This is a genomic window from uncultured Corynebacterium sp. (assembly GCF_937999985.1).
In the GTDB taxonomy this organism is placed as follows: Bacteria; Actinomycetota; Actinomycetes; order Mycobacteriales; family Mycobacteriaceae; genus Corynebacterium.
This window is the reverse complement of record NZ_CALLDG010000129.1, coordinates 1-19,279: the sequence shown is the minus strand read 5'-3', so window position 1 is coordinate 19,279 and position 19,279 is coordinate 1. Positions and strand designations below refer to the sequence as shown.

Annotated in this window: 17 protein-coding genes and 1 tRNA gene; 12 read left to right on the top strand and 6 right to left on the bottom strand. The window is 62.0% G+C overall.

Annotated elements, in window-relative coordinates:
- The first annotated feature begins 90 nt into the window (after positions 1-90).
- Positions 91-456, top strand: a complete 366-nt coding sequence (locus tag Q0331_RS06210; RefSeq protein ID WP_298075579.1) for a DUF4229 domain-containing protein — start codon at positions 91-93, stop codon at positions 454-456.
- 19 nt (positions 457-475) lie between these two features.
- Positions 476-1,168 (top strand): hypothetical protein, encoded by a 693-nt coding sequence (locus Q0331_RS06205; RefSeq protein WP_298075578.1) that lies wholly within the window; start codon positions 476-478, stop codon positions 1,166-1,168.
- A gap of 40 nt (positions 1,169-1,208) precedes the next feature.
- Here Q0331_RS06205 and Q0331_RS06200 read toward each other — a convergent pair whose 3' ends face one another.
- From Q0331_RS06200 to Q0331_RS06185, 4 genes are all read right to left on the bottom strand, one after another.
- Entirely contained in the window at positions 1,209-2,105 is an 897-nt protein-coding gene (locus Q0331_RS06200) for a 1,4-dihydroxy-2-naphthoate polyprenyltransferase (RefSeq protein ID WP_298075577.1), read from the bottom strand.
- A gap of 132 nt (positions 2,106-2,237) precedes the next feature.
- The gene (locus tag Q0331_RS06195; protein WP_298075576.1) at positions 2,238-3,602 is read right to left on the bottom strand and encodes an AMP-binding protein; all 1,365 of its coding nucleotides are present in this window, start codon (positions 3,600-3,602) and stop codon (positions 2,238-2,240) included.
- A gap of 71 nt (positions 3,603-3,673) precedes the next feature.
- A complete protein-coding gene (locus Q0331_RS06190) occupies positions 3,674-4,039 on the bottom strand; it encodes a hypothetical protein (RefSeq protein WP_298075575.1) in 366 nt (121 codons plus the stop codon).
- Between the two features lie 223 nt (positions 4,040-4,262).
- Positions 4,263-5,240 carry a DoxX family protein gene (locus tag Q0331_RS06185; RefSeq protein ID WP_298075574.1) on the bottom strand — a complete coding sequence of 326 codons (978 nt, stop codon included), beginning with the start codon at positions 5,238-5,240 and terminating at the stop codon, positions 4,263-4,265.
- Positions 5,241-5,321: 81 nt separating this feature from the next.
- Here Q0331_RS06185 and Q0331_RS06180 point away from each other — a divergent pair, with 81 nt between their 5' ends.
- From Q0331_RS06180 to Q0331_RS06170, 3 genes are all read left to right on the top strand, one after another.
- Positions 5,322-6,263 (top strand): RluA family pseudouridine synthase, encoded by a 942-nt coding sequence (locus tag Q0331_RS06180; RefSeq protein ID WP_298075573.1) that lies wholly within the window; start codon positions 5,322-5,324, stop codon positions 6,261-6,263.
- A 257-nt stretch (positions 6,264-6,520) separates the two neighbouring features.
- Entirely contained in the window at positions 6,521-7,312 is a 792-nt protein-coding gene (locus Q0331_RS06175) for an ATP-binding cassette domain-containing protein (RefSeq protein WP_298075572.1), read from the top strand.
- Positions 7,305-8,582: an ABC transporter permease gene (locus tag Q0331_RS06170; RefSeq protein ID WP_298075571.1), complete on the top strand. Its 1,278-nt coding sequence runs from the start codon at positions 7,305-7,307 to the stop codon at positions 8,580-8,582. Before Q0331_RS06175 ends, Q0331_RS06170 begins: the two co-directional genes overlap by 8 nt.
- Positions 8,583-9,239: 657 nt before the next feature.
- Here the strand turns inward: Q0331_RS06170 and Q0331_RS06165 are convergent.
- Positions 9,240-10,202 (bottom strand): 1,4-dihydroxy-2-naphthoyl-CoA synthase, encoded by a 963-nt coding sequence (locus tag Q0331_RS06165; protein WP_298075570.1) that lies wholly within the window; start codon positions 10,200-10,202, stop codon positions 9,240-9,242.
- Positions 10,203-10,246: 44 nt separating this feature from the next.
- Between Q0331_RS06165 and Q0331_RS06160 the strand changes: the two genes are divergently transcribed.
- The 5 genes from Q0331_RS06160 to Q0331_RS06140 all read left to right on the top strand — a co-directional run bounded on the left by Q0331_RS06160 (position 10,247) and on the right by Q0331_RS06140 (position 15,911).
- Complete coding sequence (locus Q0331_RS06160; RefSeq protein WP_298075569.1) at positions 10,247-11,365, top strand: o-succinylbenzoate synthase; 1,119 nt, start codon at positions 10,247-10,249, stop codon at positions 11,363-11,365.
- Between the two features lie 116 nt (positions 11,366-11,481).
- Positions 11,482-13,284 carry a 2-succinyl-5-enolpyruvyl-6-hydroxy-3-cyclohexene-1-carboxylic-acid synthase gene (gene menD / locus Q0331_RS06155; protein ID WP_298075580.1) on the top strand — a complete coding sequence of 601 codons (1,803 nt, stop codon included), beginning with the start codon at positions 11,482-11,484 and terminating at the stop codon, positions 13,282-13,284.
- Entirely contained in the window at positions 13,281-13,757 is a 477-nt protein-coding gene (locus tag Q0331_RS06150) for a DUF3592 domain-containing protein (protein ID WP_298075568.1), read from the top strand. Before menD ends, Q0331_RS06150 begins: the two co-directional genes overlap by 4 nt.
- 92 nt (positions 13,758-13,849) lie before the next feature.
- Positions 13,850-15,196 carry a glycosyltransferase family 1 protein gene (locus Q0331_RS06145; RefSeq protein ID WP_298075567.1) on the top strand — a complete coding sequence of 449 codons (1,347 nt, stop codon included), beginning with the start codon at positions 13,850-13,852 and terminating at the stop codon, positions 15,194-15,196.
- Positions 15,197-15,224: 28 nt separating this feature from the next.
- The gene (locus Q0331_RS06140; RefSeq protein ID WP_298075566.1) at positions 15,225-15,911 is read left to right on the top strand and encodes a demethylmenaquinone methyltransferase; all 687 of its coding nucleotides are present in this window, start codon (positions 15,225-15,227) and stop codon (positions 15,909-15,911) included.
- A gap of 32 nt (positions 15,912-15,943) precedes the next feature.
- Here the strand turns inward: Q0331_RS06140 and Q0331_RS06135 are convergent, their stop codons facing one another.
- A complete protein-coding gene (locus Q0331_RS06135) occupies positions 15,944-17,383 on the bottom strand; it encodes a geranylgeranyl reductase family protein (protein WP_298075565.1) in 1,440 nt (479 codons plus the stop codon).
- 175 nt (positions 17,384-17,558) lie between these two features.
- On the opposite strand from Q0331_RS06135, the gene Q0331_RS06130 reads away from it, so the two are divergent.
- Complete coding sequence (locus Q0331_RS06130) at positions 17,559-18,569, top strand: polyprenyl synthetase family protein (protein ID WP_298075564.1); 1,011 nt, start codon at positions 17,559-17,561, stop codon at positions 18,567-18,569.
- 109 nt (positions 18,570-18,678) lie between these two features.
- Positions 18,679-18,760 (top strand) — tRNA-Tyr (locus Q0331_RS06125).
- Positions 18,761-19,279 lie beyond the last annotated feature (519 nt).

Here is a 19,279-nt window from a genome sequence, read left to right as displayed (position 1 = left end):
ACCCATGGCCTCCAGCATAGAGGATTCGCCCGCGTTCAATTCCGGCCGGTGATTACCCGTTATCCAGGGGGTGAACGTAGTGTTGGGGGTGTGACTAATGATGATGTGAAGGCAAAGGACACGGCGGAAGATAAGGGCTTTGCGGGCTCTAAGGGCCCGTCGGTCGACAAGGGCAAGGCCGTACGCGACATTGCACTGTACGGCTTCTTACGACTGGTTTTGTTCCTGGTGCTGACGTTCATCATCCACATGGTCGTGGTGTTGCTGGGAATGGCGAACTACTTCCCGCTGCTGATCAGCATGACGTTGGCGCTGATCCTGGCTCTGCCGCTGTCGATGTTCATGTTCAAGGGTCTGCGGCTGCGGGTGACACAGCAGGTGGCGGCGTGGGATGCCGATAGGCAGGCCCACAAGCAGGAGCTGCGTAACCAGCTGCGGGAGCGCCTGGACGACTAAGGCGATTAAACTGACTGCCATGTATGGCAGACCCCAGGACGTCGTGGTGTGGGTAAACCCGCGAACCCAACGTGGCAAGCAGCTCGGCGGGCTGGCTATTGGCCTAGTATTCGTCGCCCTCGCTGCGGGATGCGTGGCCATGATGGTGGTCGAGAAGACTCTGATTCCGCTGGTGGCCCTCGCCTTGGTGGGGCTTGCGATGTTCGGCTGGTACACCAGCCAGCGACAGGCCAACGCGCGGGCTACGTCCAGTACAACGATCAACCCAGCGCTTGTAGTGGACGATTCGGGAGTAGGGGATGCGGCTGTACGGATCCCATGGAGCGACATTGCGCGGGTGAACGTGATCAGCACTCGCTACCGAAGTGTGGGGCCGGAGTCGGTGGGGCTGGGCCCCGAGCTTGCCGATAAGTGGACACGCAGTGCCGGGGTCTTGGATGGGGAGTTTGCACTTGAGGTGGTGCTCCGCCCCGGTAGCCCTGGTCGCCCTGGCGTACCGACGCAGTCTGCACTGGAAATATACCGCATTCAGTCGGCGCCGGGGGTGCCATTAGTGCCGCACCTGCCACGAGGAATTTACTCGGTTGATGTGCTAGGGGTGACCTTTAAATTGGGCTCCGCTGTTCCCATGGCCTGGCGGGATAGCCTGACCCAGCAGATCGCGGACAATGTCCGCTTCCGCGGGGTGGCCTTCGGCCCGGCTCCCGCGTAACCCAAAGCTAGTTCTGCCTGGATCAGCAGGGCTGCTCAGGCTAGGCCAGCAGGGCGGCGGCAAACTCCAGGACCGACCACAGCAGCATTCCGCGGCCCAGCATGCCCAGCACGGGGATCAGGGCCCTGCCCTGCGCGCCGCCGGTCACCGGGCGAGCTGCTACTACGAATAGCGGAACCGCCAGCAGGGCGATAAGCCCCCACCAGTGGCCGATGCTGATGCCGATGGTGACGATTACCGCCAGGGAAACCAGCCCTACCCACAGGCGGCGGGTGTTCGCGTCCCCCAGGCGAACGGCTAAGGTGATTTTGCCGGTGGCGGCGTCAGTAGGAATGTCCCGCAGGTTGTTGGCTAGGTTCACGGCGCTGGAGAGGCTGCCGACGGCGACGGCCAGCAGCAGGCCGCGCCAGCTCACGCTGCCGGTCTGGGTGAATTCCGTTCCCAGCACTGCGACCAGGCCGAAGAACACGAACACCGCGACTTCGCCCAGTCCTCGGTAGCCGTAGGGGTTCTTGCCGCCGGTGTAGAACCACGCGCCGGCAATGCAGGCCGCACCGACGAGGACCAGCCACCAAGCGCTCAGCAAGCTCAGCGCGATGCCGGCGACCGCTCCCACACCGAAGGAGGCAAACGCCGCGCACTTGACCTTCTTCGGCTCCACGAGTCCGCTGCCGGTCAGGCGCAGTGGCCCGGAGCGGTCGTCGTCCGTTCCCTTGATGCCATCGGAGTAGTCGTTCGCGTAGTTCACGCCGACGATCATCGCTAGGGCGACAACCCCGGCCAGTATGGCCCGCAGGGGGTTTGCCTCGCTCGCCAGGGTGGCCGCCGCGGTGCCAGCCAGCACCGGGGCAACGGCGTTCGCCCAGGTGTGCGGGCGTGCTCCCTCCAGCCACTGGGCCGGGGTCGCGCCGGGGTACTGCCTGGGTGTGGAAGTCATGGTCCGCCTTTCTTGGGGCTCGCACTGGGGAGCGGCGCCCGTGAGTGTGGGGTGCCGCAAACCTCTTTAGTCTAGTCTTTGGGCGCCGGAGCCCAAGTCCGTAGGTGCCGGGGCGTGCAGGTGCCCGTGCCTTTAGATGCGTGGCTGCCCGTAGAGCTCGTTCAGCATCGCGGCGGCTTGCTGCCGATTAGTCTTTCCCGGCCCGGTAGTTGGCATCTCGTGGATAGCCCAGGCACGCCGGGGCAGAAGGCCTGGCCCCGCCTGCCCACGCATTGCCTCGCGCACCAGTTCGGTCACTTCGCGAGGGTGCTCGACCGTATCCTTACTAACCTCGCGCAGCACCACCAGTGCCCCGATCGATTCGCCGAACTCCGCGTACTTGGGATCCTTTACGCCTGCCGCAAACGCAACCGTGACCCCTGGAACTTCCTGGCAGATGGCCTTTTCCACCTCCTCCGGAAGCACCTTGTAGCCGCCGGTATTGATGGCCCCGTCGGCGCGCCCGAGAATCCGCAGCGTGCCGCTCGAATCTTCGCCGTCGCCTTCTAGAACGCCGTCGTCCAACACCCCGATGTCGGAAGTCACGAACTCACCTGCCACCGGAAACGCCTCCGCCGAATCCACGTTGCGATACCCGTCCGCCACCATCGGCCCGCTGGTCCGCACACGCCCGGCCCCGCGCTCGTCCGCGCCGTCGATCCGCACTCGCGCCCCCGGCAGGCACCGGCCGTTATACACCATCCCACCCGCCGTCTCGCTGGAGCCGTAGGTCAGCGCGATCTGTGCTCCTTCCTCGGCCATCTTTTTTATGACGCCCTCACGCGCCGCCGCGCCACCCACCAGCACGCAGGCGTAGCGTTTCAGCGCCTTAACGGCGGTGGGGTATTCGGCGATTCTTTCTAGCTGTGCGGGTACGAGGGAGGTGTAGAGGTCCACGTCCGGGTAGGTTTCCGCCAATGCTTCTGTGTCTGCGATGAAGCCGGTTGCGGTGAAGCGCGCGCCGGCGTGCGGGCGCTGAGCTCGTAGGCGTTGGGCTTGCAGGTGTTGAGCTTGCAGGTGCGCGGCGGCCAGGGGAGTGTAGCCCGCCCGCAGACTGCGTAGCATCACTTGCAGTCCTGCGATGTGATGGGCCGGAAGTGTGAGTAGCCACGCCCCCGGCTGTGCTTGATAATGGCGCTCAATGAAGGAGGCTGTGGCGTCCGCACTAGTGGCGAGCTGCTGCGACCCGAGCACCGCACCCTTCGGTGTTCCTGTGGAACCAGAGGTGCAGGCGATGAGTGTGCCGGGCGCTACCAGATCGTCTTTAAGGGAGCTCCCCGCGCGCATTTGTTCCGGCAGGTCGGGGCAAGTTTGTTCCCAATCTGCGGGGAGGGGAAGGATGGAGATTTCGCCCGCGAGCAGCCGCTTTAGAGACTCCAGGGAGGTGGTGAAAAGCTCGGGCGAGGCCGCGCTGATCACGGTCGGCTGCAGTGGGACGAGGGAGGAGTTTCCGGTCATGCTGACCAATGTACAAGTCGGCTTGGACAGCCCGCCCCAGTCATCCCGGTTCGGATAACGATGGGCCGAGGCTAGCTGGCCTCGAGGCCGAACTCCTGGACTCGCTTCACAGTGGATTCCAGCTCCGCTGGGCCGGGGAGGCGCTTGTGGACGGCGAGGAAGCTGGCCTGCACATCCTGGCGAGTGGCGGGAGTCTTTCCGGTGTCGATGAGGTAGGCGATGATATCGAGGTAAGAGGGGCTGCGGGTGTCCAAAGCGTTCAAGAAGGGGGTAGGGAGGTCACGGTTGGCTTCGAGGTAGATGCGGTACTCCTCGGGGAGGGGGAACGCATCGACGACATCGGGGGCATCGGTCGCATCGAGGGGTGCCGGATCGGGTCCCCCGGTGGTGTCGGTTGTCCAGAGCTTTGCTCGGAGCTGACTAAATGGGTTGAACATGATGCGCTCTCTCCTTCCTCAGAATCCGTGGGTTTTCAACATTAAAACATAGGGTAATCAACAATTGTTGGAAACGTCAAGGATTTTTTCTACCCACCTTATTTGGGTTAAGAGAACTCAAAAGCAAAACCCCGCAGGGGAGGGTTTCTGCCCTCCTGCGGGGTAGTGTGTGATGCTCAGATGCTCAACTGCTCAGATGCAGGGCGCGGGTGGACTGTGGCCTTTAGTCGCCACCGCCGCCATCTCCGCCGCCGTCTCCACCGCTGGAGCCGCTGTCCGAGCCGGAATCTGAACCGGAGTTGGAGAAGCCGCCAAAGCTGTTGTTGCTGGAGGGGCCGCTGCTTTGGTCGCTGTTCCACTGGGTGGTAGGGGCATCAGCGTCGCTGCCGTTCGTCATGCCCGCTGCACCGGCGCCACCGGCAACGCCAGCGGCGCCAGCACTGCCAGCGCTGTCCGTGCTACCGATGGTGTAGCCAGCGTAGCCGTCGTTTCCTCGATTGTTCCAGGGCGTATTGTTCTGGGGCTTATTGTTCTGAGGCTTATTTCCCTGGTTGTTGCCCCAGAGGTTGGAACCCTGGTTGTTGGGAGCCTGCGCGGGCGAGCCCTGGAAATTAGAATTCTGATAATTGGAGCCCTGGAAGTTGGAACCCTGGTTGGCGGACCCATAGCTGCTGAATGGGCTCTGCCCAGCATTTGGAGCTGCATTCGATGCTCCAGCCGCTCCGGCAGGCGCGGCTGCGGGAGCATAACTACCGTTGGCCTCCTGCGCCGCCTTCTCTTTACGTTCCTTGCGGGCACGTACGGGCGTCATAAAGAGATAGTCCAAGCTAAAGCGACCCGAGCCGGACGCGGCCAGGGCGAGGCCCGCCGCACCCAGAACCCCGACGAGCTCCCAACCGCCATCGGCGACGAAGACACCCTTGCCCCAGTGAGCGAAGCCAAAAGCGAAGGCCATTTGGATAAACAGCAGCGGGCCGACGATCCGAACCAGCAGGCCGAGGATCAGTAGCACGCCCGCGGCGAGCTCGAAGTAGGTGGCGATCTGCGCGGAAGCGTTCGGCCACGGCACGCCCATGGATTCAAAGGATCGTGCAGTGCCGTCGATGGTCCAGGAATCGTACTTTTGCCAACCGTGGGCAATCAGCACGATGCCCACGAGGATGCGGGAAATCGTGATGCAAACATCTTTAAAAATATTCATGTCGCTAACGCTACCAACTTAGCGGTGGCATGGCCGGGCTTGTGGCAGGTCAATCTGCTACAGATAGAGGCCAGAGCCACCATGAATCATTCCGAACCTCAGACCCTGATCGTGAGCGACTCGCAGACGGATCGCCGCCTGGATAAGTACATCCGCTCGCAGGTCAAGGGCGTACCCGCCACGGTGCTGTTCCGCCTGATGCGCACCAAGCAGATCACCGTGAACGGCGCCAAGTGCAAACCCGACCAGCGCACCGTTGCCGGCGACAAGGTTCGCTTGCCCGCCCTGGAAGTCGCCGCGGAGAAACCGACGCCTACGGGGGATCGCAAGGCGGCGGAACAATTGGCCCGCAGGCTGTCCCGGCATATCGTTTTTGAAGACGGCGACCTGCTCGTTGTGAATAAGCCTGCCAACATCGCCGTGCACGTCGGCAGTGGGGTCAAGGCTGGGGTGATCGAGGCGCTGCGCGTGCTACGGCCGAAGGAAAAGGAACTAGAGCTGGCACACCGGCTTGATAAGGAAACCTCCGGGCTACTGATAGTAGCCAAGAACTCGAAGATGCTGCGGCACCTGCAGGAGCTTCTGCGTGCCGGCGGGGAGGACATCCAACGCTACTACCTGGCGGTGGTTTCCGGTGGGGTGAAAAGGACCGGTAGACAACCGCAGCGGATAGAGGCGCCACTGCGCAAAACCGGGGCGGCCACGGTGGTGGACCGCCGCGTCGGGAAGCGGGCGGAAACGAAGGTGTGGGTGAAGAAGCCGTGGGGAACTGCGGGTGCCCTCGTGGAGACACAGCTGCTGACAGGCCGGAAGCACCAGATCCGCGTGCACCTGCAGCACCTGGGCCATCCGATCATCGGGGACTCTCGCTACGGGAAACCCGCCGCTAACCGGGCGGCCGCGGAAAAGGGGGTGCGGATGCTGATGCTGCACGCCTGCAGGCTGGTGGTGCCGCTGCCGGATGGCGAGGTGCTGGACGTGCAAGCCCCGATGCCCCCGGCGTGGAATAAGCTGCGGGGTTAGTGGAGGGGTGTTCATGCCCAATCAATTTTGCCCCCCAAAAGTGGTTAGGTTTAATTATCTTATTGATGCCTCGTCCTTGTTGGGATTTAATGCCTTTGAGGGTGGAGTTGCTGCCCCGATGTTGAAAAGGAGATGGATCCAAAAAGGTGAAAATGAAAGCTGTGGTTGCAGGCTTGGCCAGAAGCGATACTGGTAATAAGAAGCAAGGAGATCGCGGTGTGCGTTGCTAACTTTCCTGTGAGGTTGAGTTCCGACGCATGAAACTATCATTAGAAGAACTGAGCTTCTCGTATAGGAAGATCTTTGGTAAGAAGCCAGTGTTGCGCTCCATTACTGGAACTTTTAATGAAGGTGTCACGGGTATCTTGGGGCCGAATGGTTCCGGTAAGAGTACTTTGCTGAATATTGTCACTGGTCGGTTGAAATCACCGAAGGGTTCAGTCTACCTGGTGACAGAGCAAGGGCGGAAAACGATGGATGAGTATCAGAGAAACTCTTCTATTGGCTACTTACCGCAGCGTTTCACGTTTGTTCCCGGGATGTGTGTCAAAGACACTGTTGAATATGTTGGATGGGTTAATGGTCTAACGGGGAAGCAACTTAATCGTGCTGTGGAAAATTCGCTTGATGTTGTTCGTCTGAATGAGCAGCAAGTGCTGAAGGCTGGTGCGCTCTCGGGTGGACAACGGCAACGGCTTGGACTCGCGTGCGTCCTTGTGCACGAGCCGGAGGTAATGATTCTCGACGAGCCCACTACGGGGTTGGATCCGGAATCGAGAATGCTAATGCGGAAATGCATTGCCGACGCTGCTAGCGATGACAGGCTCGTCCTTATTTCTACCCACCATATGGAAGATCTTCGGTATCTGGCTGATGATGTATGGGTCATAGCAGAGGGGCAGCTCCTGTACTCCGGGTCTCTCGAGGGTATGGGAGAGGGTCTTGCTACCAGCGATGACCTTCGATATGGAACTGAGTTTGAAGCTGGATACTCGGATTTGGTTCAGAGCCTGCGATCCCAGAATGGGGAGTATCCGAAGCATGATTAGATTGTATGCTCGGTCTTCCCTCGGTTGGATCATGCTTGCGGGTGCCGTTGTAATTACCTTAACGGAAGTCCTCTTTCAACTTGAGTTGTTGAAGGCTCCCTATCAGCAGTGGGGTCTTATTGAGTCGAACTTGTCGAACTCACTTGTCGTCGTGATGCCACTCGTAGGCGGGATAGCTGCGGTGCTGCAGGTCGTCGGGCACTCTCCGGGGCGGATAAGCACTATGGCTGGAACTCGAGTTAGCCCTTACGGGCAGTCTATCTGGACAACATTAACGTGGTTAGCGGTCTCTATAGTTAGCGTTGTTGCCGTACTGCTTATCTGCTTCGGCTTTGCTATTGCAACAGCTGGGGGTGGAACACCGGAGTTTAAACTTTACCTGGCCATCTTAGGATCGATTGTTTTTTCGGGGTTTGTTGGTCATGTCATTGGCTACCTGGCTGCTGATCTGAAAGTATCCCTGATTGCGGTTGCCCTTCTCGCCGTGCTTCCCATGTCTGCAGTTAATGGATTTTCGACCTTGCGGTTTATTCCGATACTTCCGGCTGAGAAGCTACCTAGTTTCATTTATTCAGATATTTGGCTGAACCGTCAATTACTGTTGGGGCTTGTCTTTATAGTGATTTTGGTTCTTACTCTCTATAGTGCTGGCGCTACGAGGTCTCGGGGAGTCATTTCTAGAGTGACTATGTCCTTGGCTGCCCCCATTGCCGTGTTTATCATCGCTTTGGTTTCGCCTACCGGCCCCGTGGAGGTTTTTGAGTATTCTGCCTCTGCCAGAGAAAAACAGGTCTGTGAGGTAGTCGGTGAGCGCACAGTGTGTGTACACGAGGAGAACCAGCCCGAATTAGTAAGAATTAGAACCTCGCTCAATGCAGTCGATGATGTTGTAGGGAGGTCGAGGGCGGGTTTCTATGAAATGAAAGATTCGTCCCTGGTCGATACAGCGAAGCCTTTGCCTTATGGCGTTGGAATTGTAGAGCTTAAGCCTGGTCAAGGATCTCGTTTTGGTGCTTTATTGATCGAAGCTATTTCCGGGGTTCTAGTGTGTGGACCGGAATCCTCCGAGTCTGCTGTCAACACTTCTTTCGAAGTTAACGACTGGCTGTTGTCTAGGGTTCCCGTCACGGCCCGTGAAACTTTTAGTAGCGAACCAGACCATCCTAAAGAGCGACAGTTTAATGACGTTCAGATGGAAACGATCGTGCAGGACCACAGTGAAGAACTGAGTACCTGCAGTTATTCTGGCGGTACTAATGCAGGTTCTTAAGTACGGTTGGCAGACCCGAAGACTGAGTTGGGTTGTGGGCGCCTCCCTCCTGGCAATGTTTGCAGTTGTCTTGGTTGGCGATGGTGGATTTCAAGTGAACTGGGACACGGTATATGAGCCTAAATACGTGCTCTACATGGAGTTGGTCTTCCTACTTTTGAGTACTGTGGCGGCAGTTTTGATTGAACCTCTAAGTGCTCAATGGGAAGGCAGTTCTTCACGTGCACGAGGGGTTGCATTGTTTTCCCTGTGCGTCACCTTCGTGGGTATATGGCTTGTGGCGGCGGTGGCAATGGGGCAGCTATTGAGAATTTACCCTGCCAACATCGTAGTGTTGATGATGCTGACAAGCAGCACCCTTGTAGCATCGGTGACTCTCGGGTTATCACCGTGGATTGGTCCCTACTGGGCGGGAGTTAGCTCCCTGGGCTTCTATGCGGCTTGTATCGCAATCCAGGGGTTTATGCCGGCCTACCGTTCTTTAGTTCCTCTAGGGGACTCTCGGCTGATACCTGCGCCCACGGAGCCGCATGTCGTACTCACTTCAGTTCTTGCTTTGGCGCTGTGCGTCCTGAGTCATTGGACGACAGGCGGGCTTCGCCAAGGGCGCAGAATTGTCCAAGAAGACTTGTCTTAGAGAGCCCCGGACTGCCTTAGTTAGTAGTAGTACGGGAAATCGTCCCAGTTCGGCTCGCGCTTCTCCAGGAAGGCATCCTTGCCTTCTACGGCCTCGTCGGTCATGTAGGCCAGGCGCGTAGCCTCACCTGCGAAAACCTGCTGGCCCATCAACCCATCGTCGGTTAGGTTGAAGGCGAACTTCAGCATGCGTTGCGCGGTGGGGGACTTGGTGTTGATCTTGCGGCCCCATTCGATGGCGGTGTCCTCCAGATCCGCGTGGTCCACCACACGGTTCACGGCACCCATCTGGTGCATCGTTTCAGCGTCGATGGCCTCGCCGAGGAAGAAGATCTCGCGGGCAAACTTCTGGCCCACCTGCTTGGCCAGGTATGCGGAGCCATAGCCTGCGTCGAAGGAGCCGACGTCGGCGTCCGTCTGCTTGAACTTCGCGTGCTCGCGGGAAGCCAGGGTCAGGTCGCACACCACGTGCAGGCTGTGCCCGCCACCGGCGGCCCAGCCGTTGACCAGGCAGATCACAACCTTCGGCATCGTGCGGATCAGGCGCTGCACCTCCAGAATGTGCAGGCGGCCGCCCTCCACCTTCGCGCGGGCCTCGTCCACCCCTTCTGCGCCAGCGGCAGCGACGTCCGAATCGTGGTTGGTGGCGTACTGATAACCGGAACGGCCGCGGATGCGCTGGTCACCGCCGGAGCAAAATGCCCAGCCGCCGTCCTTCGGGGAAGGCCCGTTGCCGGTCAACAGGATGGTGCCCACGTCCGGAGTGCGGCGCGCGTGGTCCAACGCCCGGTACAACTCATCGACGGTGTGCGGGCGGAAGGCGTTGCGCACCTCGGGGCGGTCAAAGGCGATGCGCACGATGCCGTTGGCGCGGCCTTCGCCAACATGGCGGTGGTAGGTGATGTCCGTGAAGTTGTTTACGCCCGGCGCATCTACCGGGCGCCACAGCTCGGGTTTGAAGGGGTTGTTGCTGGAATCAGTCATGCCCGCCATTCTATCGGCCGGCCGCTTTTGGCAAGGTAGGAAGCATGAACAGTTCCGCCGCATCTTCCCACCTGTCTTTTCCGCTGCCGTCGCTCGCCGAGTTACTCGAGCGCGCCGACGTGGTTGCCCTGCCGATGCGGGTGCCCTTCCGTGGCGTGACTGTACGTGAGGCCCTTCTTATTGATGCCCCGTACCAGTGGGCCGAGTTTGCCCCCTTCCCGGAATACGAGCCGGCCGAGGCCTCCCTGTGGCTGCGTTCGGCGATCCAGTACGGCTATGGAACTAGCGGTTCAGCCCCCACTGACGAATGGGTGGCCGTCAACGCGACCATCCCCGCGGTGGACGTAGACGCCCAGCCGGGGATCATCGGCGAGCTCATGGAGCGTTACCCGGGCTGCACCACTGTGAAGGTTAAGGTCGCGGAGAAGACAGCCCTGGCCAACGACCCGGCCGCCAGCATGCGCCAGGACATTCAGCGCGTCCGTGCGGTCCGGCAGTGGTATGCGGACCAGGGAATACGTGCCCCGAAGATCCGCATGGACGCCAATGGTGGCTGGACCGTCCAGCAAGCTCTGGAGGTCGTAGAAACCCTCGCCGCCGACGGTCCGCTGGATTATGTGGAGCAGCCCTGCCGCACCGTCGCCGAGCTGGCGGAGGTGCGCCGGAGCCTCATGCGGCGGGGATTGTTCGTGCGCGTTGCGGCCGACGAGGCCATCCGCAAGAGCGCGGATCCGATCACAGCGGTCAAGGAGGTTACCGACGCGGGGGCGTGCGACGTGGCCGTGCTCAAGGTGCCGCCGCTCGGCGGTGTGGATCAGCTCCGTCGGGTGGCCAGCGAGGTCGCGCAACGCGGCGTATCCATCACGGTGAGTTCGGCCCTGGATACCGCAGTTGGCCTGGGTGCCGGCCTGCAGGCAGCCGCTAGCCTGGTGCACATCGATGACGATGGCATGGTCGCCGAACCCAATGCCGCAGGCTTGGCCACCGGCACGCTCTTCGAACACGACCTCGCAGAACGGCGGATCGTCGATGGTCGCATGCACACCGGCGCTGTAACCCCAGATGCCGATCGGGTGGCGGAGTTCCGCCTCACCGGCGAGCGGCGTGATTGGTGGCTGGACCGCTTGCGTGCGGCTTATGGCTACCTAGCGGGCGGAAGGTAGATTGTGGAACTGTGACTAACGCTGATAGTTCTTCCCAGGATCCGGCTCAGGATCCGACTCAAGGCTCTGGCACACGCTCTGCCGCAAACTCTGCTGCACTGACTAGCCCCGTTGCAGTGCGTGCGGGGTTGGTGCTGGTCGACCAGCTGATTCGTAGCGGTGTTCGGGAGGCGGTGCTGTGTCCCGGTTCGCGGAACTCGCCGCTGAACCTGGCGTTCGTGGAAGCGGAAAGGGTCGGGCGGGTGCGCCTGCACGTCCGCACCGACGAGCGTTCGGCGGCTTTCCTGGCGCTGGGGCTGGCGAAGGTATCGCGCAAGCCGGTGCCGGTCGTTATGACGTCCGGGACGGCCGTGGCCAACTGCCTGCCGGCCATGGTGGAGGCCACACTTTCCGGCGTGCCGCTGGTCGTGCTCTCGGCGAACCGGCCGCTCTCCATGCTGGGCTCGGGAGCGAACCAGACCATCGACCAGGCGGAGATCTTCGGCGCCCACTCCGTGTGCACCCTGAACGCGGGCGAGCTGGCGCTGGAAGGCGCCGTTACCGACGCTGGCACGGGTCAAGCCGCCAGGGGCACCGATGCCGCAGCGGAGCTCCGCGACTTGGTGCGCAAGCTAATCGCTGCAGCAACGGACCCCATCGATGGCGGCGGGGCTCACCTGGACGTGCCGCTGCGGGAACCGCTCGTGCCGCCAACGCTGGACGAGCTATCGCTGTGGGCGGGTGAAATTGCTGCTGCTGAAGACGCAGAAGCGACCGAAGGCCCGCAGGGCTCGCACACTCCCAGTCAGCCCGCCCGCGGCCCCCGGACGCTGCCCTATGGCCAGGTCGAGGTGGACCTGTCGCGTCGCACACTAGTCATCGCGGGCTCCGTCAGCGACGTCGCCTGGGCACGCTCGATCATGGACGAACTAGCGGACGTGCCGACCATCGCGGAACCCGTCGCCCCGGCACCCGACTTCCCCGTGCACAGCGCGGCCGTAGACATGTTCAGCACCCAGGTCATAAGCGACGGCGAACACTCGGCGGTCACCACACCCGAACAGGTCGTGGTGATCGGCCGGCCAACCCTCCACCGTGGCGTCACAAAGCTCCTGGCCAACAAGGACATCCACGTCATCGCCCTCAGCGACACCCGCAACATCACCGACGTTTTCGACAACGTCGACGAGGTCGGAAGCACCGTCCGACCGCGTGGCGAGCAGGCGGAAAGCTGGCTGCAGGTCGCCCGCGCCATCAGCGACATGGGCGTAAATCAGGTGCGCGACGGGTTGGCCGAGCACGAACCATTCACCGCGGTGCATGCTGTGGCCGTTGTTGCGGACGCCCTGCGCGACGGGGACCTCCTTGTACTAGGGGCGTCTACGGCGGTGCGGGATGCCTCCCGCGCCGGACTGCCCTTCGACGGGGTCCAGGCGATCGCCAACCGTGGGGCGGCGGGAATCGACGGAACCATCTCCACCGCCGTGGGTGCGGCGATGGCGCACGCCCACGCCGACCCGACCGCGATCCGCGCGCCCCGAACTATTGCGGTGATGGGCGACCTGACATTCGCCCACGACCTCGGCGGGCTGAACATCGGACCACTCGAGCCGCGCCCCGACAACCTGCTGATCGTGCTGACCAACGATAGCGGCGGCGGGATCTTCGAAACCCTTGAGCCCGGGGCCGAGAGCTTGCGCACCTTCGCCGACGGCACCGCCGTCTTCGAGCGGGTCTTCGGCACTCCACTGGATCTGGACTTCGCGGAACTCTGCGCCGGGTTCGGGGTGGAACACAAGCTGGCTACCAGCGTGGAGGAACTCGCCACAGCCATCGACGAGCACGCCGAAATCGGTGGGAACGGGATCACGGTGCTGGAAGTGAAGGTGAGCAGGCGCGGGCGTCAAGAAATAGAAAAAAGAATTGCGGGTAAGCAATGAGCAGCACAATAGACCCCGCGAGGAACGACGAGCTCACCCCGAAACAAATCCGCACGGCGCGCAGGCTGCGGCGCGCGAAGCAAGCCGTTATCGCCCTGACGGGACTAGTGGTGCTGGTGTGCGGCGGGATGATCGTGACCTCTGCGATGGATGACTTTGCGATCTCGCGAGACAAAGCCGAAGCGACGGCGGAGGTGGTCTCGGTGCAGACGCTGCGGACCACCGTTCGCTTCCGTGACGAAGACGGCAACTTCCAACAGCCCGAGGAGGGGCTAAAGTACCCTTCCGGCCTAGTGGAGGGGCAGAACGTGCGCGTGGAGTACCAGGTCAGCGACCCCGAGAATGTAAAGGTGCAGGGGAGGGGATGGACGTTGGCTTTTCTGCCGGCACTATCGTCCATGGCTTTGGGGCTGGGCGTGTGCGCCATGCTGATGCTGCTGATCCGCCACTGGCAGAAGAAAAACAAACTTTGAGCGATGAAAGTAACCTTCTGTTTGCCTAGACTTGTTAATGTTTTTACCCAGACGAAACGCGGGCGTGAACTAAAAAAGGGATGCTGAAGGGTATGCGAGTTGCAATTGTTGCCGAAAGCTTTCTGCCCAACGTAAACGGCGTGGTCAATTCCGTGCTCCGAGTGCTGGAGCACCTGCGTGCCAACGGACACGAAGCGCTAGTGATAGCTCCGGGGGCAACGAATGGGCAAGAGGAAATTGCAACCTACGAGGGCTACCGCATCGCTCGCGTGCCCGCCGTGGACGTGCCGGGCATTAACTCCCTGCCGATCGGCGTGCCGATGCCGAGCGTGTACACGGAGCTGAAGAAGTTCCAGCCAGACGTGGTTCACCTGGCCAGCCCCTTCGTGCTCGGCGGTGCGGGTGCCGTGGCGGCGCGGGCGCTGAAGCTGCCTTGCGTGGCTATCTTCCAGACCGACGTGGCGGGCTTCGCCAACAACTACAAAATGAAGTTCCTGTCCAAGATGGCGTGGCGCTGGGTGCGCGTCATGCACAACATGTGCGCCATGACGCTGGCCCCGAGCTCCGTGACGATGCGCGAGCTGGAAGAGAACCGAGTGCGGGGTGTGGCGCACTGGGGTCGTGGCGTGGATACGGAACGCTTCCACCCCTCCAAGCGTTCCGAGGAGCTGCGCCGCGAGTGGCTGCTGGAAGGCGAGAAGAAGCGTGGCAACGTGGGTGACGCCGCCGGCCTGGAGAGCTGCCGCACCATCGTCGGCTTCGTCGGTCGTCTGGCCGCCGAGAAGTCCGTGGAGCGCATGGCTGCCCTGAACGGCCGGGACGACGTGCAGCTGGTGATCGTCGGCGACGGCCCGGAGATGGACGACCTTAAGTCCCGGATGCCTACCGCAGTGTTCACTGGCGGGCTGTACGGCGAGGACCTGGCTCACGCCTTCGCCAGCCTGGACATTTTCGTTCACACCGGCCAGTACGAGACCTTCTGCCAGGCGATCCAGGAGGCCCAGGCTTCCCGCGTGGCGACCATCGGCCCGGCTGCCGGCGGCCCGATCGACCTCATCAAGCCCGGCCACAACGGCTACCTGCTGAACGTCGAGAACTTCGAGGCCGAGCTGGTCGAGGCAGTGGACACCATCCTTGCCGGGGACGTGGATACCTACCGTGACAACGCCTTCGAGGGCGTGCAGAACAAGAGCTGGTCCAGCCTGTGCGACCAGCTGCTCGGCTACTACCGCCAGGCCATCGCGCAGGGTGGCAAGGCGGCCCCGCGCAAGGGTTCGCAGCGCGACTTCACGGGTGTGCGCGAGGTGCGCCGCCCCGCAGCTGAGGAGACCACCGCTGAGACCACCGCCCAGACCACCGTTGAGGCTTCGGCCGAGCCAGCCCCGCAGGTCAGCACTGAACCCGCCGTCAAGGAAGGTGCTGAGCCCGCCGCTAAGTAAACGCAGCGCCCGCGCTAAGATGTGAGTCGTGTCTCGGGCAAGTTTGGAAAAGAAGCCGAATGAAGTCGCGTCGATGTTCGACGCGGTAGGCAAGAACTACGACCTCACCAACACGGTGTTGAGCTTCGGCCAGGATCGCTATTGGCGCATCCGCACCCGCAAGCGCCTCGACCTAAAGCCCGGCGACCTGGTGCTCGACCTCGCCGCGGGCACGGGCGTATCCACCGAAGAGTTCGCCCGCACGGGCGCCACCTGCATCGCCTGCGACTTCTCCTTCGGAATGCTCGCTGCTGGCTCCCACCGCGACGTGCCGATGGTGTGCGCGGACGGCACGAACCTGCCGTTCGCCGACGAGACCTTCGACGCAGTGACGATCAACTACGGCCTGCGCAACATTGTGGATTTCCGTGCCGGCCTGCGTGAAATGGCGCGCGTGACGAAGCCCGGCGGCAAGCTCGCCGTCGCGGAGTTTTCCACCCCCGTCATCCCGATCTTCAAGACGGTGTACAAGGAATACCTGATGCGCGCCCTGCCGAAGGTCGCGAAGGTGGTTAGCTCCAACGCGGACGCCTACGAGTACCTCGCCGAGTCTATCCGCGCCTGGCCCGACCAGGAGGAACTCGCTGCGGAGATCCGCGACTGCGGTTGGAGAGAGGTCGGCTGGCAGAACCTCACCGGCGGAATCGTGGCGCTTCACAGCGCGATCCGCGTCTAACTGGAACTCATCCGCGCGGCCAGCAGCGGCGGCTACTTCCGCGCCGCGAACGGCTCGTCGATCGGTGCGAGGTTCACAACCTTCCCAGCACCCCGCCACAGCCTAGCGGCCACGTCGCGGTCGGCGGGGTTCACGAGGTTCCCCATCAGGCGTGTCGCCACGCCCATCACGCGGTTCGCCAGCGGCCCGCGCATGCCCAGCGGCCCGAGCGCGCTCATCAGCCCCGGCATCGTCAAAACCACCGCCAGCCGCCGCGCCAGCCCGAACGCCTCGCCGTAGTGTTTCTGCAGCTGATCCGTCCATTCTGGCTCTATACCGGCGCCGTTGTGGCCCTTTATTTTGGACGCCCACTTCTCCGGCACGCCCCACTGGTCAACCAACAACCGGACCAGTAACTCGGCGGATTCCAAGGCGTAGTCGATGCCTTCGCCGTTTAGCGGATTGACCAGGGCGGCGGTATCTCCGATGGCGGCCCAGTTGGGGCCAGCCACGCGGCTGACGGCTCCGCCCATCGGCAGGAGGGCGGAGGTGATGGATTCCGGTTCTCCCTCGATGGCCCATTCGCCGCTGACTTGGCGCGCGTAGTCGCGCAGCAGCTTTTTGGTGTTCACCTTGGCGGGGCGCTTGGTGGTGGCTAGCACTCCGCAGCCGAGGTTTGCTTTGCCGATGCCTTCAGCCGGGCCGCGATCCGCTCCTTCGGCCGGATTGCCCAGGGGGAACACCCACCCGTAGCCCGGCTGGGCGGTTCCGGAAGCGTCGTTGAGTTCCAAGTGCGAGTGGATCCACGGCTCGTCGCCGAAGGGGGTGTTGATGTAACTGCGGGCCGCAATGCCGTGGACCAGCCCTTTATCCCACTGCACGCCCAGCTTGCGAGCAATGCCGCTGCGCACGCCCTCGGCCAGGACGAAGAAGCGCGCACGGATCTTCACGGGCGCGGATGAACCTTGCACGCCCTCACCGGTGCGAGTGCCGGCGACCTCGCTGAGCTGCTGGGTTACTGGGTCCGAGGTGGCGTCACTAATCTTCGCTTGAATAAAGCGAGCACCCGCAGCGATAGCGATTCCGGCGAGGGCGGCATCCAGGCGCGTGCGGGGGATGGCGGAGCCGCGTTGCGGGAAGCTTCCTGAAGGCCACGGCGCGGTGATGGAACCGCCGAAGCCGTGCAGTTTGAGCCCTCGAATGTACGGGGCGTCGTCGAGGAGGTGGAGCGCGCCCATCGACTCCAGGGCGTCGACGGCGCGCGGGGTGAGGCCATCGCCGCAGGTCTTATCGCGGCCGACCGGGAGGGGGCTGGGTGCAGTGTCCGGCACAGAACCCGGCACGTCAGCCATGTCCACCATCACGACGTCGAGGCCAGCGCGGGCGGCGTGGAAAGCGGCGGCGGAACCAGCCGGGCCTGCTCCAATGACGGCGAGATCGCACTCGATGCCGTGGGGCTCAGCGTTGAAAGTTTCAGAAGCGGGAGGATTCATCGACCCCCATTGTTCCACGGGGTGGGGAAGGGCTGGCGGGGAGGTCGAGGCGTAGATCGCATGTGCGTTAAACACCGCCACGTTAATGGACTAAAGTGTCGGTAGACATGTAAAAGACCGCATGTGAAAGACCGCATGCGCAGTTCAAGAGGAAAAGTCGAGGCTGACTACGGACATGCCAAGTGCCACACCCCGTAAACCGGCGCTCCCTGACGTGGGGGACGCGCAACTAAACGAGGCCTTGGGCCAGTCGATGCAGCAGGTCGAACAGCTGCTGAAGGATCGGCTGTCGGTTGGCGAGTCCTTCCTCACCGACAAAATCAGCCATCTTTTTGAGGCTGGCGGCAAGCGCTTCCGCGTGATGTTTGCCCTGCTGGCGGCTTATTACGGTGAGAAGCCAACCGCCCAGGAGGTAAACGAGGCCGCTGCCGTGGTGGAGCTGACCCACCTGGCTACGCTGTATCACGACGACGTGATGGACGAGTCCGACCAGCGCCGCGGTGCGGAATCCGCGAACAAGCGCTGGAACAACTCCGTGGCGATTTTGGCGGGCGACTACCTATTCGCCATCGCTAGCGACATCATGGCAACGCTTGGCGCCCAAACGGTGCAGCACTTCGCGGAGACCTTCCAGGAGCTGGTGACCGGCCAGATGCGGGAGACCATCGGCGCCCGCGATGGGGAGGACGAGATCGAGCACTACCTGACCGTCATCCAGGAGAAGACGGGTGTGCTCATCGCCTCTGCTGGCTGGCTCGGCGCGCTGCACAGCGGCGCTTCCGAGGAGCATCGCGAGGCACTGTTCCGCTTCGGCCGCAACGTCGGCCAGATCTTCCAGATCGTCGACGACATCATCGACATTTGGGCTGACCCGGAGGTTTCCGGCAAGCAGCCTGGCACGGACTTGCGCGAGGGCGTGTTCACCCTGCCGGTTCTTTACGCAATGCAGCAGGATGACGCCACAGGGGCGCGACTGCGCGAGATCCTCACCGGACCTGTCACAGACGACGCCTTGGTGGACGAGGCACTGGAGCTTATCCGTGGCTCCGAAGGTCGTGAGAAGTCCTTTGAAGTCGTGCAGCGCTACCGCCAATACGGCGAAGATGAGCTGGCCAAGCTGCCCGAGAATCAGGTGACTCAGGCGCTGCGTCACTTGATGGACTTCGCCTTGGAGCGGCTGGGGTAGCTGGTGGGGTGGCTCCCGGTGGGGTAACCAGTGGAGGGGCGCTTGAGCTGGCGATTTGCATAAGTTGGGGCTACTCGTAGTAGAGTTACCAGCGCACCGAATGGTGCATGCCAGATTGCCCGAGCGGCCAAAGGGAGCGGACTGTAAATCCGCCGGCTCTGCCTTCGTTGGTTCGAATCCATCATCTGGCACAGCGCCGAATGGCAAAACAACAACCCGGTGGTTGCTTCCCGATGCGGGGGGGGTGACCACCGGGTTTTGCTGTTCGCAGTGCGAGAGTTGGGCATGAGGCAGCGGGGAGGCTGCACGGTGGGATGTCGTTAGATCGGGAAAACGTCACCAAGTCTTGCAAGACCGTGCATAGGTCAACTCTCTGACCTGTGTATATGTGAAGGTGAGAACGATGTGCACTAACGAATTCCCGTTCTAGCGACACTCAACCCAACGGATAGCGACATTCAGTGGGCTGTTGAGGGGCTGGAGGCTAAGTTGGCGAGAGGCTGGCCTAAGCGCATTGAAGACGTTGGGATGCAGAGTGTTTGGAAGGTATAAAACCCGCCGCTGAACTGCCGATTTGTGTAAAGTATCGCCGGGTGGTTAAGCTAACTCAGGCTTCAAGCGATGCGGTTAAATTAAATCCGCAGCGTTAATGGAGTGATGCCCCCTTAGCTCAGTCGGCAGAGCGTTTCCATGGTAAGGAAAAGGTCGAC

Excerpts from the sequence above, each read along its gene's own strand:
- Q0331_RS06200 (WP_298075577.1), bottom strand. The coding sequence starts at position 2,105 with ATGACTTCCACACCCAGGCAGTACCCCGGCGCGACCCCGGCCCAGTGG.
- Q0331_RS06205 (WP_298075578.1), top strand. The coding sequence starts at position 476 with ATGTATGGCAGACCCCAGGACGTCGTGGTGTGGGTAAACCCGCGAACC.
- Q0331_RS06145 (WP_298075567.1), top strand. The coding sequence starts at position 13,850 with ATGCGAGTTGCAATTGTTGCCGAAAGCTTTCTGCCCAACGTAAACGGC.
- Q0331_RS06130 (WP_298075564.1), top strand. The coding sequence starts at position 17,559 with ATGCCAAGTGCCACACCCCGTAAACCGGCGCTCCCTGACGTGGGGGAC.
- Q0331_RS06150 (WP_298075568.1), top strand. The coding sequence starts at position 13,281 with ATGAGCAGCACAATAGACCCCGCGAGGAACGACGAGCTCACCCCGAAA.
- Q0331_RS06165 (WP_298075570.1), bottom strand. The coding sequence starts at position 10,202 with ATGACTGATTCCAGCAACAACCCCTTCAAACCCGAGCTGTGGCGCCCG.
- Q0331_RS06170 (WP_298075571.1), top strand. The coding sequence starts at position 7,305 with ATGATTAGATTGTATGCTCGGTCTTCCCTCGGTTGGATCATGCTTGCG.
- Q0331_RS06180 (WP_298075573.1), top strand. The coding sequence starts at position 5,322 with ATGAATCATTCCGAACCTCAGACCCTGATCGTGAGCGACTCGCAGACG.
- Q0331_RS06195 (WP_298075576.1), bottom strand. The coding sequence starts at position 3,602 with ATGACCGGAAACTCCTCCCTCGTCCCACTGCAGCCGACCGTGATCAGC.
- Q0331_RS06135 (WP_298075565.1), bottom strand. The coding sequence starts at position 17,383 with ATGAATCCTCCCGCTTCTGAAACTTTCAACGCTGAGCCCCACGGCATC.
- Q0331_RS06175 (WP_298075572.1), top strand. The coding sequence starts at position 6,521 with ATGAAACTATCATTAGAAGAACTGAGCTTCTCGTATAGGAAGATCTTT.
- Q0331_RS06190 (WP_298075575.1), bottom strand. The coding sequence starts at position 4,039 with ATGTTCAACCCATTTAGTCAGCTCCGAGCAAAGCTCTGGACAACCGAC.
- Q0331_RS06160 (WP_298075569.1), top strand. The coding sequence starts at position 10,247 with ATGAACAGTTCCGCCGCATCTTCCCACCTGTCTTTTCCGCTGCCGTCG.
- Q0331_RS06185 (WP_298075574.1), bottom strand. The coding sequence starts at position 5,240 with ATGAATATTTTTAAAGATGTTTGCATCACGATTTCCCGCATCCTCGTG.